We start from the raw sequence: 16748 nt of genomic DNA, 5'->3' as shown, positions 1-16748 counted from the left end.
TTTATGGGGGTTCATTGTGTCATGCTTATGTCGCGGGCCATTGCCAGCTCATGCCCACGTAGTAGTGCTGTTTAAGCCAGGCCAGATCCGCTTCCCAGTCTGCGATCGCTTGGCGCATGTTGGCCGACTGACGCCTCTTGGCACTACGGATAAAGGCAGCGATTGTTTTTGCCATTTTCTCTAGCCGTTTGGGCTCTGCTGGGTTTCCCCATTCCGCCATATAGGCCTGATCTTCAACGAGCGGTAACTCTTGCTCAAAGACCCATTGCAATAATTTCAGGCGCTGGTTGCGATACAGGCGCTTTTCTCCGACCCGGTAGCCCACTGATTGAAAGATACCGACCTTGGGCCATTTGCTTTCGGGCAAACCGGCGTGGGAGGCTGAGATCACTGTGCTTGGCCAACTGAATAGTTTTTCTGGGCGTAGTGGTAATTCAGACTGGGGTTTTAAAGACAAGATGCGTCGGGTTGATGTCGGTCGGGGTCTAACGGCTGAGAATGCGCGAAGTGGACGAGTATGGAGCTTGCGATACATCAGATCCCGTTTGATATCGATGCGGTAGAACAGCTCCCAGTCAGGGTGCTTGCCTGAGTAATGGCGAAGTTCTGAACTGAGAGAAAAAAAAGCTGCGTATTCCCACGCATGGCGATCGCTCAATAACATTCATGCCGATCACTCAATAACATCCATGCCGATCGCCCAATAACATCCCAGGCCGATCACTTTTTTCCTCTATGGGAAACCATGATCGGCATGAATGTTATTGATGACTTCTTCTCCCCGCTTCGTTAAACCCGCACTTTCCAACTGGACCCAAAAGAGGAAAGTGCATGTCTGCGAGGCCTATCACCGTGAGAAAACTCAAAGAAATCCTTCGTCTCAAATATCAGGCTCAACTGGCGCATCGTCAGATCGCCCTCAGCCTGCATATCTCATCCAGCACCGTCTCCTATTACCTCAATCGCGCTGCTCAGTTGGATATCACTACCTGGCCGCTCTGTGAGCGCTGGGATGATGTCACCCTGGAGCGTGCCTTCCTCAGCACCCGCGCGGTGTCCAAAACCCGCCACAAACCGCTCCCTGACTGGGCCGTGCTCCATCAGGAGCTCAAACAGCCCGGTCAAAAAGGGGTAACGCTGGAGCTACTGTGGCAGGAGTATGCCGAGCGCAATAACGGTGCCCACTACAGCTACAACCATTTCTGTCGGCTCTATAAGGAGTGGGCATCGGTGCTGCAACCGTCGATGCGCCAGACCCATATCGCGGGCGAAAAACTCTTTGTCGATTACTGTGGCCAGACCATGCCCATCGTGGATCCTCATACCGGTGAGATCCTCTATCGGGCCCAGGTCTTCGTCGCGGTGCTCGGGGCCTCCAACTACACCTTTGCTGAAGCCACCCGCTCCCAACAGCTTGAGGATTGGGTGATGAGCCACAAGCGGGCCTTTGAGTTTTTCGGCGGCGTCCCGCAACTGGTGGTGCCTGATTGCTTGAAGAGTGCGGTCAGCGTGGCACGCAATACTGACCCGGATCTCAATCCCACCTACCAGATGCTGGCCGCTCACTTCGGCACAGCGATCATGCCCGCCAGGCCGCGCAAGCCGAAAGATAAATCCAAGGCCGAGGTGGGGGTACAGATCGTCACCCGCTGGATCCTGGCGGTACTGCGCCATGAGACCTTCCATAGCCTGGCTCAGCTTAACCAACGGATATCCGGGTTACTGACCCGGCTCAATGAGAAACCCTTCCAGAAGCTGCCCGGTTGCCGCGCATCCATGTTTGCCGAGCTCGATGCGCCAGCACTCAAGCCCTTGCCAGCGTACCCCTACCAGTACACCAAAGTGGTGTCGGTGCTGGTCGGCAAGGATTACCACGTCGACCTGGAGAAGCACTATTACTCGGTCCCTTATGCCTTGCAGGGCAAGCGGCTGGAAGCCCATCTGGCGGAGCGTACGGTCACCCTGTATCACGCGGGTAAGGTCGTCGCTCAGCACCCACGCAGTCATCGCAAAGGCCAGCACAGCAGTCTGCCCGCCCATATGCCAGCGCATCACCAGGCACTGCTGGAGTGCTCACCTGAACGCCTACTGAGCTGGGCCGCGTCCATCGGGCCCTATACCACGCATTGGGTGGATAGTTTTATCCGCCAGGCAGCGCATCCGGCCCAAGCCGTGCGACCTTGTCAGGCCCTGCTGGGACAGAGCAAAAAGTATGGCAAGGCGCGGCTGGAGGCCGCCTGTCTACGTGGCTATCTGACCGGCGCCAACCGGCTGCACCACATCCGCAACATGCTCAAACACGGGCTGGAACAACAACCAGTTGCCACCTCACGCCAGGATCCGTTGCAAGACATCCATCATGACAATGTCCACGGCGAACACTACTTCCACTAATCCATCACTCAACAAGGAAAAGAGCATGCAATTACATCTCGATGAACAACTGAGCACCCTGCGTCTGGGCGGTGTGAAACAGGCGCTGAGTCAGCAACAGACACAGAGCGCGTTGTATCAGGACATGAGCTTTGAAGAGCGGCTGCAACTGCTGCTGAGTCATGAGCTGGTGCAACGGGAGCAGCGCAAAGTTAACCGGTTGGAGAAGCAAGCGCGGTTTCGATTGTCCGGTCAAATTGAGCAGCTGGACTACCGTGCCAGCCGGGGAATAAGCAAAGCGCAGATCCGCCAGCTACTGGAAGGGCAGTGGCTGGCTCATCAGCAAAACCTGCTGCTGACGGGGGCGGCAGGCTGTGGGAAGAGTTACCTGGCCTGTGCGTTGGGCCGCTATTTTATCCGGCAAGGCGTAGCGGTGCGCTACTACCGGCTGAAAACCCTGCTGGAAGAGATGAGACTGGCGCAGGCGGATGGCAGTTATCCGAAGCTGCTGGAGCAGGTGAATAATGTGGGCTTGCTGATCCTGGATGACTGGGGCATGGAGATGCTGGATGCGGCCGAGCGCAGTAATTTGCTGGAGATCATCGATACCCGTTACGGGAGGGTCTCGACAGTGGTTGCGAGCCAACTGCCGGTAGAGAAATGGTATGGGATGATCGGAGAGGCCACATTCGCAGAAGCGATCCTGGACCGGCTGATCCACAGAGCGGTACGAGTAGGTTTGACAGGTGAGTCGATGCGAAAACAGGGCATCAACTTGACCGATGCCGATCAGGCAGAGTAAAAGAAAGACGCAGTTCCTGCGGGTAGAAAAATGGTGATCGGCATGATGTTATTGGCTGATCGACATGATGTTATTAGCCAAAAGCAGCGTCATCATACTCTTCCTCATCAACGTGGACATGACGTTGCCAAGTATGATGAATTTTTGCCACCACTTTTATTATCTGATTGAGTGAGCGAGCTGCATGTCTTGGACGCCATGTTGTAGTCGTGTACATGACTGGCGACCTATGACGATGTCGTCGTTTTTTCCCCATCGAATCGATCTCTTTGAACCACGTCAAAGGCATGATATCAGTTCTGGTTAATTCCTTAATTAATTGATATTTCGGTATTTTTACTGGATAGCCTGCGGTTTTTCTCTGTGTTGTATTTAATCCGTTATAACCAGCCTCTTTCTGCCATCGAAACTCTACCTTCTGTGCCTATGACTAGGTGATCTAGAACGCGGATCTCGACAATAGCGAGTGCGGCTTGTAGCCGTTCGGTGAGTGCCCGATCTGCTCGACTCGGCTCAGGCAATCCGGATGGATGGTTATGTGCCAGGATCACTGCTGCCGCATTGCAGGCCAGTGCTGCCTTGACGACTTCTCGCGGATAGACCGAAGCGGCATCCAGTGTGCCTTGGAACAACTCCTCGAACTTGATGACGCGATGCTGACTATCCAGGAACAGAATGGCGAATACCTCACGCTCATAGCCCTGCAGCAAGGTCTGCAGGCAACCGTAGGTGAGATTCGGTGAGGTGAGCGCTTGGCCCTTGGTCACCCGAGCGCGGGCCAGTCGGTTGGCCATATTCAGAATGTCCTCAACGGTGGCTGGTTCGGTGAGGACATAGGTGCCTTGGGTTTCTCCAGCTTTGAATTTGTTGTGTCTCATGGTGAGTTCTCCATAGAAAACACCACCTCCTGCTCCAGGCTGGAGGTGGCGTGACTGTTGTGCGAATCAGGCTGTGGTGAGCGAGGTCTGGAAGGCGTTGCTTTGGTAGTAGCTCTGGAAGTTGAGCTCCCAAAGCTGGTACAGCTCGATGGCGTCACTATGCTCCAGCACGCCCAGATAGATGTGGGTGAACTCGGGACTTAGAAAATCAAAATCCAGCTCCTTGTCGAGTTCGGCCCAATCGCCATAGCCTTGGTAGCTAAAGTCGGTGATGGTATCGAACAGCCAGCCGTTGAGGCCGCGCACCAGCCGGATTTCCACCGGGTGATAGCCGCCTTGGGTGGCCGAATAGTTTGGGTCATTGAAGCGAAAGGTGAGCGCCGTCAGCGGCTCCAGATTGATGCATTGCTCGCTCACCATCTCGGCTAGTTGGGATTTCAGCCAGGGGCTGACGGGCAGCAGTTGGCCTTCCGCTTGAAAGGGAATTGCCATGGTCATCTCCTGAGTATTCTGGGGTTAGTCGGTCAGCCAGTCGAAGAGTTTCTTGGCGCCGCATAGCGCGGTTCCGGCTACCGCTATCGGAACGGCTAATGGAGCAGCGCTCGCCAGGGTCAATCCGCCCGCAACAATCGCTGCGGTCTGTGAGGCGGTAGGTAAGGTCGTTGTGACTGCAGTCGCTATCGCGGTCTCGCGCAGTGGATGGGCCACGGCCATGGTTTCCATCGGGATAACTGGCAGTCGTGGGAGCACCTGACTGCCGATGGTAAGCCCGGTTTCTACCAGCCTTTGTACCTGCTCACTGTAGTGAAAGCCCTGAATGCACCAGGTCACGAAGTGCTCGCAGTTGTTGAGCAGGGCGCTGTAATGCGCCTCACCCAGTCGTGACCAGGCACGCTCGACGCTCTGCTCGGGGGAGTAGCGGCGTAGGCTGTGATTGACTACGCGGCAAGGATGGCCGTTGCGGAATACGTCCAGCGAGGTCAGTACCACTTGTCCGGACTCCTCGCCGGATGAGTAACCGGCGTAGTGGATGACTTCGTTATTTCCGACATAGAGCCCGTGATGGGTAAACCCCGGACGCGGGGAAACCAGGTGGTCACCTGCTTGCATGATGGTTCTCCTTCAATTCAATAAATAGAAAACGGCCCAAGGTCTCCCGTGTCTGGGGAGCCCTTGAGCCGTGTATGCCGTTGCGTGATGGGTGTGGTGTTAGCCGTGCGAGGCGGTGGTTGTGGTACTGGGTAGTTGATTGCTGGTCGGTGAAGCGGAGCCCAGCTTGCTGGTCAGTCGGGACTGACGGATGGGCGTGGTGGCTTTGGGTTTAACCGCCGCAGTTGCAGGCGATGCTATGTCGCTGGTTTGAGCCGGTGGATTCTCCGTTTCTGCCTCGGGGTAGAACTCCTCCAGCATCTGCGGAATATCTTCCTCGGTTTCCTCGAACTGACCATTGCCCAGCAGCACTCGAGCCATGGCTTCCAGCGCTTCGGTATCGACCCCGGCTTCTTGTTGGCGCTCGGCTTCCTGCCGTGCGGCTTGAACGCTCTGCGCCAAGGTGCTGTCATCGCGCAGCGTCAAATCCACGTAGTAGACCGGCGTGCGGTACGATAGCGTGGTGCTCTTGGCGCGCAGGCGCAGCAGCAGCGGCAGGTAGCGAGTGGCCTGGCCGCTCACTGCCTCGAAGTAGCGCAGTCGTGCCGCCAGGGTGCGCACCGAGTTGTAACCGGTGGTGCGAAAGATAAAGCTGCCCAGCTCATCTTGCTGACCGTCAATTTGCACGTTCAGTCGGCCGTAGAGCTTGCAACCGGCCTGCTTGGCAAATGGGCAGCGGTCAGGGCCAGGGCAGGCCATCTCCTCCAACCCTTCAGCGGTGACCCGTCGCGCCGTATCACCATTGCCGACACATACCGGTCGGCCGCTGCTGCGGTCAAACGCGCTGTACTCGGCACGCAAGTTCAGCTCGGAATCATTGAACAGCAACCGTACCGGGATGGCTCGGAGCTTGCCGTTAGCCGCCTGCTCGCTGTACTGCTGATGCAGGGGATGCAGAACCCAGCCATTGCGGCCCTGTACCTGAGTGGTCAGGGTGAAGCTGTCATCCTTCTCCGGTACCCATTTCTCTCCCTTCTGCACCAGATGGCCAATGCTGATGCGGCCAATCACCGGTGGGGTAATCGCCAGTCCTTTAATCATGATGCGCTCTTCCTGTCGGTCTGAATGACAAAGCGCCGACTCCCCGCAACCGGCTTGCTGTACTGCTGTACGATTTCCGGGTGTTCGGTACTGAGTCGGTCGATATCCGGCGCAATCCGGTCTTTGCTTTTCTTCCAGGTCACCTTGCCACCCGTGAACAGCGCCGTGGTGGCATCCCCCAGGGCATTCTGTACCCGCTGCTTGAGCTGGGACTCCTGAGCTTCGGTCTGCTCCTTGATGTCGCGCAGTTTCAGCAAGTCGGCAAACAACTGACAGAACTCGGCCGAGTCGGTGAAATCCACCGACAGGCCATTGTCCTGCGGGTAGAGCCATTGCAGCGCAGAACCAGCATCACTCGAGCCATCGGGCTCGGGTTGCTCGTCCTCAGTGACACAGCGCCAGAACGCGGCCTCACGCTCAAGTAAGTCAGCCATCTTGTCTTCATCGCGCTCGATGTGATAAATCCGGAAATCCTGCCCACCAATCAGCACGGCGACATCGGCCCAGGCGAGCCCGGTCACCGCCAACTGGTGCAACACCTGACACTGATAGGCTACGGGTACACCCTCTTCCCACTGAGGGGCTGAGTGGTAACTGGCAGTCTTGATTTCGAGGATGCCGGTCCCCTCCGGCAGGCCAATCACCTCGCGGTCGAGATTGGCCAGCAGATAGGGAAACTCCGGATGCTGCAGTACGGCATTCACGCGGCGTACTTTACGGCCGGTGCGCTCGGCATAGACCGAGGCTAATACCGGCTCCAGAACCGCACCCCACAGCACAGCTTCTTTGCTGGACAAGTCCTCGGGCTGCTTGCGCCCTGTCTTCTCCAACCACAGGCTCAGGGCACTCTTGTACGGGGACAGCCCCACGGCCACCGCGGCATCAGACGAACCAATGCCTTGCTGGCGGATAGTCAGCCATTCTTCACGCGATAAACCGACGGTAGAAGCCAGACGGATAGCCCGACCATAGCGTTGTTGTTTCATAACGGACTCCAAAACAAAACGCCCCGACAAGCCGAAGCCTGCCGGGGCGATAAGAGGGAAGGGGAGATTCAAGATGCGGGTAGAAATGCGGGTAGAAGATGAAACCCAGAGAGGACTACTGCAGTAACGCCAGCGCCTGGGTCATGGCCTGTTGCTTAAGCTGAGCGCCTTGCCCGAACCAGGCGGAATCCAACCGGTAATCCTGATTGCGCGCCCGCCGTCGATGGTCGACAAACTCGGTCATGGCATTGACCAAGCCCCAGGCGGTATTGCGACTGGACGAGAGCGTCGAACCCAGCCCAGTGCCCTGATACAGACTCAGAATCTGCTGCAGCGTGCGGGAAGGCTCCAGCGCTGACGGATTACCATCATCGGTCAACGGCTCACCCAGTACGGTGCGGAAATAGGCATCGGCCTCGGTTCGCGACACCGGCCGCTGACTCAACTCCTTCAACGAGCGCATAAAGCTGTCCCAACTGGACAGCCCTAGACCGAGCGCATTCTTCACCGCTGCCGCATCGAACTGCGTGGAGTGGGGTACCTTGACGGCGCCCTTGCTGTCACCGGTTGCCATCTGCAGGGTGTTGTTGCACACCACTCTTACGGAAGTGAACTGCGCCGTGGTACACAGCGAGCCATCGCAGCTGGTCGCCAGCAGCAGATAAGCCTTCACTTTATCCCCGCCGCGCAATGCTGACTCTTGACCGGTACGCGCCAAGGCCCACAGCTTGCGCCCGCCCTTCAAAACCCCCGCCGTCTCCAGCTCAAACCCTCCGGCCTTGACCAAATCCTTGTAAAACCCCAGTACCTCATCCGGCTGAACCACCTTGTAGCGGTTTGACACCACCGACAATGGCGCCAGCGTATCGGAGCGGTACAGCACCTTGGCATCCGTATGGGGTCGGATATGCAGGCCATCCGGAGCGACATTAAACAGCACATCACTTTGCGCGATATGCCAATCCATCCCGGCTTCAACCAGCCAGGTTTGCAACGGTTGATGGGCGCTCAGACGATTGCCCAGACCATGCCAGGGCGTATCACCGACATACGCCATCGATTCGACGAGATGAGCCATAGAGCCTCCTGTGAACATGAAAATCACGCGCCGGAAGAACAGTTCTTACGGCGATCCACAGGGGTGATATAGGTTTGAAAATTTTTAGCGTTGTGGAGGCGGGGATGTTTGGTCAGTCATGAGCTGGATGATGAGGGTGATTTAGAGATGGTGAATATACGTTCCCCAAAAGTTATGGCTTCTCTATGGTATTTTTAAACGTAGGCTAAAGCGTGGTTTTTGCTTCGAATAGAAAAATAATTACTTTTAAATCAATGGTGAGTTACCTATGCATCATGGGGGTGTGGGCGCTCAAGTTGGCGCCTGGCGCTTGGTATTGTGCTGTCATGTGCTATTCCAGAAGGTGCTCTTGCGGGCAAACGTCTGCCGTCATGGGTCTGAATCTGGGGGCCATTCTACATGCTCGAGGCAAGATGGTGAGGAGGAATCTCCGTCTTGGAGGCAAAGCCGGCATCCCGTCGCGGATCTGTGCATCCGGATGATGCTGACTAGAGTGGTCTGGGGGGAGCCTGGCCGAAAAGAGGCATGGGGGAGGAGAAATAGCATCCCCGCACGGATGCGGGGATGGGAGAGACGGGGAGAGTGTCGCCCTCAGTACATGGCTTCGCCGCCGCTCAGCATCTCGTGCAGCTTGGCTTTCTGCTCGGGCGTCAGCACCCGGCTCACCTCGAAGAGGTAGTGGGCGCGATGGTAGCGGGCCTCGGCCTGTACGTCGCTGATGGTCTGCAACTGCTTCCTCGCCGCCACTTCATCCCATTTGCCGGACTTGATCATGTTGACGATGACGTCCTGGCCGATGGCATCGAGCTTGATTGAGCCCAGCTCCCTGGTGGCCTGCTCGCGCAGCCCTTTGATCTGCTCCACCTGGGCGCTGGAGAGGTTCAGCTCCTGGGCCAGGGTGGTCTCGCTCTGCAGCTCGGCGGTGCCCTCGGTGGCAAAGGCATGGGTGGCGATACACATTGCGAGGGCTGTCATGGCGACGTTGAACGGATGCATCATCCGGCTTTCTCCTTGGTCTGATGGGATGGAAACCGCATGCATGGCGGTGTTGGAACATGATAACGAGCAGCCATGTACTGGAGCTTAAGCGACGACAACTTGCTGACGCAGTGGCCCCGGGGTCGGTTGCCCGAGGAGCGGGGCAACTGCATAATGAGCGCCATATTTCGCCTGGAAGAGGCCGGAAGAGGACGCGATGATGGGACTTGAAGCAGAGATCTCCCGCTTATCCCGGGAACTGGGCGAGGCACTGCTGGCCAGAGGCTGGCTGGCCGCCACGGCGGAATCCTGTACCGGCGGCGGGGTTGCCACTGCCATCACGGATACTGCCGGCAGCTCTGCCTGGTTCGATCGCGGTTTCGTGACCTACACCAACGAAGCCAAACAGCAGATGCTCGGCGTTAGCATCGACAGCCTGTTGCGCCACGGCGCCGTCAGCGAACCCGTGGTGCTGGAGATGACCCGGGGCTGCCTGGCTCGCTCCGATGCGGGTATCTGCGTGGCCATCAGCGGTATCGCCGGGCCTGGTGGTGGCAGCGAGGAGAAACCGGTCGGCACTGTCTGGTTTGCCTGGGCAGATCGTACCGGTCGTCACCACTCCCTGCTCGCACGTTTCGATGGGGATCGCCATCAGGTGCGCCAGCAGGCGGTCAGACAGGCCTTGTCCGGACTCCTGGCACTGCTCAAATAAATTGGGCTTGATACTGTATACATAAACAGTATACTTAGCCCAACTTCACTTCTTACTCACGATTCCCAGCGGAGATTGGCATGGATCAGAACAAACAGAAGGCACTGGCGGCTGCGCTGGGCCAGATCGAAAAGCAGTTTGGCAAAGGCTCCATCATGCGTCTGGGCGACAGCAAGACCATGGATATCGAAGCCATCTCCACCGGCTCCCTCTCTCTGGACGTGGCGCTGGGGATCGGTGGTCTGCCGTGCGGTCGTATCGTCGAGATCTACGGTCCGGAATCGTCCGGTAAAACTACGCTGACCCTGCAGGTGATCGCCGAAGCCCAGAAGAAGGGCAAGACCTGTGCCTTCGTCGATGCGGAGCACGCACTGGATCCTATCTATGCCGCCAAGCTGGGCGTCAACGTCGACGACCTGCTCATCTCCCAGCCGGATACCGGTGAACAGGCACTGGAGATTTGCGACATGCTGGTGCGCTCCAATGCCGTCGACGTCATCATCGTCGACTCCGTGGCGGCCTTGACCCCGAAAGCGGAAATCGAAGGGGAGATGGGTGACTCCCACGTCGGCCTGCAGGCTCGTCTGATGTCGCAGGCGCTGCGTAAATTGACCGCCAACATCAAGAACGCCAACTGCCTGTGCATCTTCATCAACCAGATCCGGATGAAGATCGGTGTCATGTTCGGCAGCCCGGAGACCACCACCGGTGGTAACGCTTTGAAGTTCTACGCTTCCGTGCGCCTGGACATCCGTCGTACCGGCGCCATCAAGGAGGGTGACGAAGTGGTCGGTAACGAGACCCGCGTCAAGGTAGTGAAGAACAAGGTGGCGCCACCCTTCAAGCAGGCTGAATTCCAGATCTTCTATGGTGCCGGCATCTCCAAGGAGGGCGAGCTGGTGGACCTGGGCGTCAAGCACAAGCTGATCGACAAGGCGGGTGCCTGGTACAGCTACAACGGCGAGAAGATCGGCCAGGGTAAAGCCAACGTGATGAAGCTCTTCTCCGAAAACAAGGCACTGGCTGCCGAGGTGGAAGTGAAGCTGCGCGAGCTGCTGCTCTCCGGCGCCGCGCCGGTGGAGGAGAAGGCCACGGCTGCCGAATACGCCGAGTTTGAAGCCGAAAACGAACAAGAGTTCGAATAAGGAATGAGGAAAGGCCGGGTTGATACCCGCAATGCTGTTCAGATAAGCACATTTTTGACTAATTATTCATAAATGCGACTTGAGTTGGGGGAGCAAGGCTGTTTCCAGTCGATGTTCCTTCAGCCTTTATCCAGCGTGGCTTGCAATAGAAAGAGGGAGGCATCATGCCTCCCTCATTTTTTAGCCCTGATACTACGTGGACTGGAACTCAAATTCTCTTAAGTGAACAGCATTGGGGTTGATACCCGGCCTTGTTGTTTATGGTGGATGAATCAGTGAACGAGCCGGGCGAGCCCGTCGAATTGACCTTTGAAGAGCAGGTCGCCGCCGCCCGCGCCTTTGCCATGCGCAGTCTTGCCCGCCGCGAAAGTGCTGAATCCGAGCTGGCCAGACGCCTGCGTCAGAAGGGATTCGAGGAGGAGGTGGTCGCCGTTGTACTCGACCATTGCCGTGGCTATGGCTGGGTCAATGACGATCGTTACGGTGCCATGGCGGTGCGGGCCGGTGCGGCCAAAGGCCATGGTCCGCTCAGGATCCGCTTCGACCTGCGTCGCAAGGGGCTGGATGACACCCAGATCGAGGCGGCCCTGGATCAACCCGAGCTCGACTGGTTCGAACTGGCGCTTGCGTTGTTGTCGCGTCGGGCAAAGGCGACCGACTTTGCCGACTTCAAACTGCGCCTGAAGTGGCTCAAATATCTGATGGGGCGTGGTTTTACCCAGGAGCAAGCCCGTTACGCCCTCTCAGCCATGCAAGGTGAGCAATAGTGGCGCGCCGAGGTTGGACCTATGGGCAGGATTTCCCTTGGTGTGCGGTGCGGCTGGTGGGGAATATCAGCCCTTCGCCGGGTCTGTCGATGGTGGCCCTGTGGTCGAGCGAGGCATCCCGAAGCCCCCCTGTTGCGACGTGCTTGCGGGTGCTGCTGCCAAACGCTGGCCCCTTGGGGGCTATTTCACCCGCCAAGGGTCCCCACGTTTTACTTTACCCTGCAGAAAACTTACATTAATGCGGTTAAAAGTCCGTATTCGAATCAAGCAGGATTTTCCATGTACATGTCCACGTCAGAGATTCGCGCTGCGTTTCTCGAGTATTTCCGCACCCAGGGACACCAGGTTGTCTCTTCCAGCTCGCTGGTACCGCACAACGATCCGACCCTGCTGTTCACCAACGCAGGGATGAACCAGTTCAAGGACGTGTTCCTTGGCGCCGACAAGCGTGCCTATCACCGTGCCACCACGGCCCAGCGTTGCGTGCGGGCTGGCGGCAAGCACAATGACCTGGAAAACGTCGGCTATACCGCCCGTCACCATACCTTCTTCGAGATGCTGGGCAACTTCAGCTTCGGTGACTACTTCAAACAGGACGCCATCCGGTTTGCATGGGAATTCCTGACCGGTACCCTCAAGCTGCCCAAAGAGCGCCTGCTGGTGACCGTCTACGCGACTGATGACGAAGCCTTCGACATCTGGGAAAAAGAGGTCGGCGTGCCGGCCGATCGCATCGTGCGCATCGGTGACAACAAGGGTGCTCCTTATGCATCCGACAACTTCTGGGCCATGGGCGATACCGGCCCATGCGGTCCCTGCACCGAGATCTTCTACGACCACGGCGATCACATCTGGGGTGGCCCTCCCGGTTCACCGGAAGAGGATGGCGACCGCTTCATCGAGATCTGGAACGTGGTCTTCATGCAGTTCAACCGTCAGGCTGACGGCACCATGGAGCCGCTGCCCCGTCCGTCCGTGGATACCGGCATGGGTCTGGAGCGTATCTCCGCCATCATGCAGGGGGTGCACTCCAACTATGAGATCGACATCTTCCAGGCGTTGATCAAGAAGGCGGCCGAGATTGTCGGCACCACGGATCTGAGCAACCAGTCCCTGCGCGTCATCGCGGACCACATCCGTTCCTGCGCCTTCCTGGTGGCTGACGGTGTCATGCCCTCCAATGAAGGTCGCGGCTACGTGCTGCGCCGCATCATCCGCCGCGCCGTGCGTCACGGCCGCAAGCTGGGTGCTACCGACGTCTTCTTCTACAAGCTGGCTGCCGAGCTGGCCGTGCAGATGAAGGATGTGGCGGCGGAACTGATCGCCCAGCTGCCGCTGGTCGAGCCAGTGTTGCGCATCGAGGAGGAGCAGTTCGTCCGCACGCTGGACAGAGGTCTGCTGCTGCTGGAAGACGCCCTGGCCAACCTCGGTGATGCCAAGGTGATCCCGGGTGAAGTGGTGTTCAAGCTCTATGACACTTACGGCTTCCCGGCCGACCTGACCGCCGATGTGGTGCGCGAGCGCGAGATCGGCATCGACGAAGAGGGCTTCAAGGCCGAGATGGAGAAGCAGCGCGCCCGCGCGAAAGAGGCTTCCAGTTTCGGCGTGAACTACAACGACGTGCTGAAGCTCGATTTCGAGACCCCCTTTACCGGTTACAAACAGCTGAGCCAGAACACTCAGGTGGTCGGTATCTACAAGGATGGTGTCGAGGTCAATGGCCTCATCGCTGGTGAAGAGGCCGTGATCGTGCTGGCGGAGACCCCCTTCTATGCGGAGTCCGGCGGTCAGGTGGGTGACAGCGGCATCCTCAAGGTGGATGACGGCATCTTCTCCGTCACCGACACCCAGAAAGCGGGCAAGGCGATCATCCACAAGGGCTATCTGGAACTGGGTACCCTGGAGAAGGGAGCCGAGGTCGAGGCCGTGGTCGATGGCGACCGTCGTCAGGCCATCGCCCTTAACCACTCCGTGACTCACCTGCTGCACGCGGCCTTGCGCCAGGCGCTGGGTGAGCACGTGACCCAGAAAGGATCCCTGGTGGGCGCCGAGCGCATGCGCTTCGACTTCTCCCACTTCGAAGGGCTGACCATGGCGACCATTCGCCGGATCGAGGAGCTCGTCAACGCCCAGATCCGTGCCAACCACGAGGTGGCCACCCAGCTGATGGGGCTGGAAGAGGCCAAGTCAGCCGGTGCCATGGCGCTGTTTGGCGAGAAATATGAAGACGATGTGCGTGTGGTACGCATGGGCGACTACTCCACCGAGCTGTGCGGCGGTACTCACGCCAAGCGCACCGGTGACATCGGCTTCTTCAAGATCATTGCCGAGAGCGGCATCGCGGCTGGCGTGCGTCGTATCGAAGCGGTCACCGGCAAGAGCGCCATCGATCTGATGCACCAGCTGGGTGAAAAGATCGAAGAGGCCGCCGCGCTGGTGAAGGGCGATCAGTTTTCCATCGCCGACAAGGTGCGCCAGGTACTGGACAAGGCCAAGATGATGGAGCGCGAGCTGGAACAGCTCAAAGCCAAGCTGGCGGCGCAGGCGGGTAACGACCTGCTGAGTCAGGTCATCGACATCAATGGCCAGAAGGTGCTGGTTGCCGCCCTGGAAGGGGTCGACCCCAAATCCCTGCGCGGCATGCTGGACGAGCTGAAGAACCAGATGAAATCCGGTGTCGTGCTGCTGGCAACCAGCAGTGATGGCAAGGTCAACCTGATCGCGGGCGTGACCAATGACCTGACCGGTAAGGTCAAAGCTGGTGAGCTGGTCAATCTGGTGGCCCAGCAGGTGGGTGGCAAGGGCGGTGGTCGTCCCGACATGGCACAGGCGGGTGGTACCCAGCCTGAGGCGGTGCCGGCGGCGCTGCAATCCGTTCACTCCTGGCTGGAAGAGCGCCTGTAAGCGGGCGAGGTGATCTGTGGCACTCTATGTACAGAAGTACGGTGGCACCTCGGTCGGCACGCTGGAGCGGATCGAGGCAGTTGCTGAGCGGGTTCAACTGACCCGTGCCCAGGGACATGACGTGGTGGTGGTGGTCTCCGCCATGTCGGGCGAAACCAACCGGTTGCTGGGCATGGCCCAGCAGCTGGACCAGGATGCCAACCGGCGCGAGATGGATGTGCTGATCTCCACCGGTGAGCAGGTCACCATTGCACTGCTGGCGATTGCGCTCAACAAGCGCGGTTGCCCCGCAGTCTCGATGACCGGTGATCAGGTCCGCATCCACACCGACTCCGCCTATGGCAAGGCGCGCATCACCCGTATCGACACCGAGCAGGTGGGAGCCGCACTCGGTGCCGGCAAGGTGGTGGTGATTGCCGGTTTCCAGGGGCGCGATGAGCATAATGCCATCACTACCCTGGGCCGAGGGGGTTCGGATACCACCGCGGTGGCCGTGGCTGCGGCCATCAAGGCAGATGAGTGCCAGATCTTTACCGATGTGGACGGGGTGTATACCACGGATCCGCGCATCGAGCCCAAGGCGCGTCGCCTCGATACCATCACCTTCGAGGAGATGCTCGAGATGGCGAGTCTCGGAGCCAAGGTGCTGCAGATCCGTTCGGTCGAGTTCGCGGGCAAGTACCGCGTGCCGCTAAGGGTGCTGTCGAGTTTCGTCGACGGAGAGGGAACCTTAATCACATATGGAGGTGAGAGGATGGAAGCACCCCTGGTATCCGGCATTGCGTTCAATCGCAACGAGGCCAGCCTGACCATTCTGGGTGTGCCGGACAGGCCGACCGTGGCCGCGCAGATCCTGAATCCGATCAGCGACGCCAACATAGATGTCGACATGATAGTGCAGAACACCATGGGGGATGGTACCGCCGACTTCACCTTCACGGTGAATCGCGATGATTATCGCCGGGCCCGCGCCTTGCTGGAGGAGACCGCCAGCGAGCTGGGGGCCGCCTGCGTGCAGGGCAACGGAGAGATCGCCAAGGTCTCCATCGTCGGGGTCGGCATGTGGAATCATCCTGGTGTAGCGCGCACCATGTTCAAGGTATTGGGTGAGGAAGGGATCAACATGCAGCTGATCTCCACCTCTGAAATCAAGATATCCGTGGTGATTGACGAGAAGTACCTGGAGCTGGCCGTGCGTTCGTTGCACTCGGCGTTCGGGTTGGATCAAGAGCCTCATGAGCAGCCCTTGGGAAACAATCCCTGATTGATTTAGTTTCAACCATTTACCATATCGGTATCTTTGTAAGATAATGGCGCATATCGATATAAATACAAAACAGGATACAGGAGCAAGCGAATGCTTATTTTGACTCGTCGTGTAGGGGAAACCCTGATGATTGGTGACGAAGTAACCGTTACCGTACTGGGCGTAAAAGGGAACCAGGTTCGTATCGGTGTGAATGCACCGAAAGAGGTTTCCGTACACCGCGAAGAGATCTACATGCGGATACAGGCCGAGAAAGTCCCGGGCCAACCGAATTTCTAAGCCATTTCATGGCTGCCTGAAGGCGACATCCCGGATGTCGCCTTTTGTTTTTCAGGGGCCTGCAAATCGGCCTGCAGAGCGCGAAACTACTGGGTAAGTGTCGATATTGCTTGAATATTCCACTCTTTGGCCAAATGCTGAGCGAACGCTCTGTTTTCTCCAAAAAAGTGTTTGACTAAAAATCCCTGTGAAGTATTATCAGCCCCGCAAACGGAGAGGTGGCCGAGAGGCTGAAGGCGCTCCCCTGCTAAGGGAGTATGCGGCTTATACCCGCATCGGGGGTTCGAATCCCCCCTTCTCCGCCATTTTGCGCCCGTAGCTCAGCTGGATAGAGTACCTGGCTACGAACCAGGTGGTCAGAGGTTCGAATCCTCTCGGGCGCACCAGTT

The 16748-nt window shown here is 58.1% G+C and carries 17 protein-coding genes and 2 tRNA genes; 11 read left to right on the top strand and 8 right to left on the bottom strand.

Translation table 11 applies throughout. The annotated features are described in order from the left end of the window. Positions 1-25: 25 nt before the first annotated feature. Entirely contained in the window at positions 26-664 is a 639-nt protein-coding gene (locus PG892_RS06945; protein ID WP_270825263.1) for a hypothetical protein, read from the bottom strand. A gap of 167 nt (positions 665-831) precedes the next feature. Between PG892_RS06945 and istA the strand changes: the two genes are divergently transcribed. Genes istA through PG892_RS06930 form a run of 3 tightly spaced genes read left to right on the top strand, consistent with a single transcriptional unit; the run spans position 832 to position 3346 of the window. After that, a complete protein-coding gene (gene istA / locus PG892_RS06940; protein WP_024945937.1) occupies positions 832-2394 on the top strand; it encodes an IS21 family transposase in 1563 nt (520 codons plus the stop codon). Positions 2395-2419: 25 nt separating this feature from the next. Beyond that, the gene (gene istB, locus PG892_RS06935) at positions 2420-3175 is read left to right on the top strand and encodes an IS21-like element helper ATPase IstB (protein WP_024945936.1); all 756 of its coding nucleotides are present in this window, start codon (positions 2420-2422) and stop codon (positions 3173-3175) included. Positions 3176-3217: 42 nt separating this feature from the next. Then, a complete protein-coding gene (locus tag PG892_RS06930) occupies positions 3218-3346 on the top strand; it encodes a hypothetical protein (RefSeq protein WP_270825262.1) in 129 nt (42 codons plus the stop codon). A gap of 209 nt (positions 3347-3555) precedes the next feature. Here PG892_RS06930 and radC read toward each other — a convergent pair whose 3' ends face one another. From radC to PG892_RS06895, 7 genes are all read right to left on the bottom strand, one after another. After that, the gene (gene radC / locus PG892_RS06925) at positions 3556-4053 is read right to left on the bottom strand and encodes a RadC family protein (protein ID WP_270825261.1); all 498 of its coding nucleotides are present in this window, start codon (positions 4051-4053) and stop codon (positions 3556-3558) included. Between the two features lie 66 nt (positions 4054-4119). Then, positions 4120-4545, bottom strand: a complete 426-nt coding sequence (locus tag PG892_RS06920) for a DUF2787 family protein (protein WP_270825260.1) — start codon at positions 4543-4545, stop codon at positions 4120-4122. A 24-nt stretch (positions 4546-4569) separates the two neighbouring features. After that, entirely contained in the window at positions 4570-5163 is a 594-nt protein-coding gene (locus PG892_RS06915) for a lecithin retinol acyltransferase family protein (protein ID WP_270825259.1), read from the bottom strand. A 99-nt stretch (positions 5164-5262) separates the two neighbouring features. Next, positions 5263-6243 (bottom strand): recombination directionality factor, encoded by a 981-nt coding sequence (locus PG892_RS06910; protein WP_270825258.1) that lies wholly within the window; start codon positions 6241-6243, stop codon positions 5263-5265. After that, positions 6240-7229: a YqaJ viral recombinase family nuclease gene (locus PG892_RS06905; RefSeq protein WP_270825257.1), complete on the bottom strand. Its 990-nt coding sequence runs from the start codon at positions 7227-7229 to the stop codon at positions 6240-6242. The genes PG892_RS06910 and PG892_RS06905 overlap by 4 nt, the downstream gene beginning before the upstream one ends. Positions 7230-7344: 115 nt before the next feature. Beyond that, entirely contained in the window at positions 7345-8307 is a 963-nt protein-coding gene (locus PG892_RS06900; protein WP_270825256.1) for a DUF932 domain-containing protein, read from the bottom strand. Positions 8308-8898: 591 nt separating this feature from the next. Continuing rightward, positions 8899-9306, bottom strand: a complete 408-nt coding sequence (locus PG892_RS06895; protein ID WP_052815400.1) for a Spy/CpxP family protein refolding chaperone — start codon at positions 9304-9306, stop codon at positions 8899-8901. 199 nt (positions 9307-9505) lie between these two features. Between PG892_RS06895 and pncC the strand changes: the two genes are divergently transcribed. From pncC to PG892_RS06855, 8 genes are all read left to right on the top strand, one after another. Next, entirely contained in the window at positions 9506-9997 is a 492-nt protein-coding gene (gene pncC, locus PG892_RS06890) for a nicotinamide-nucleotide amidase (RefSeq protein ID WP_029313644.1), read from the top strand. An 80-nt stretch (positions 9998-10077) separates the two neighbouring features. Then, entirely contained in the window at positions 10078-11142 is a 1065-nt protein-coding gene (gene recA, locus PG892_RS06885) for a recombinase RecA (protein WP_043154135.1), read from the top strand. Positions 11143-11402: 260 nt separating this feature from the next. Then, positions 11403-11909, top strand: coding sequence for a regulatory protein RecX (locus PG892_RS06880; protein ID WP_052815401.1), 507 nt, complete (start codon positions 11403-11405; stop codon positions 11907-11909). Between the two features lie 279 nt (positions 11910-12188). Then, a complete protein-coding gene (alaS, locus tag PG892_RS06875; protein WP_270825255.1) occupies positions 12189-14813 on the top strand; it encodes an alanine--tRNA ligase in 2625 nt (874 codons plus the stop codon). A 16-nt stretch (positions 14814-14829) separates the two neighbouring features. Then, positions 14830-16077: an aspartate kinase gene (locus PG892_RS06870; protein ID WP_052815402.1), complete on the top strand. Its 1248-nt coding sequence runs from the start codon at positions 14830-14832 to the stop codon at positions 16075-16077. A 93-nt stretch (positions 16078-16170) separates the two neighbouring features. Then, positions 16171-16359, top strand: a complete 189-nt coding sequence (gene csrA / locus PG892_RS06865; RefSeq protein WP_005315760.1) for a carbon storage regulator CsrA — start codon at positions 16171-16173, stop codon at positions 16357-16359. A gap of 212 nt (positions 16360-16571) precedes the next feature. Beyond that, positions 16572-16664 (top strand) — tRNA-Ser (locus tag PG892_RS06860). A 4-nt stretch (positions 16665-16668) separates the two neighbouring features. After that, positions 16669-16745: transfer RNA gene (locus PG892_RS06855), tRNA-Arg, on the top strand. Positions 16746-16748 lie beyond the last annotated feature (3 nt).

The sequence above is a fragment of the Aeromonas sp. QDB68 genome (assembly GCF_027707405.1).
Lineage (GTDB): Bacteria > Pseudomonadota > Gammaproteobacteria > Enterobacterales > Aeromonadaceae > Aeromonas > Aeromonas caviae.
The sequence above is the reverse complement of the archived record's forward strand: the minus strand, read 5'-3'. Positions and strand labels throughout refer to the sequence as shown.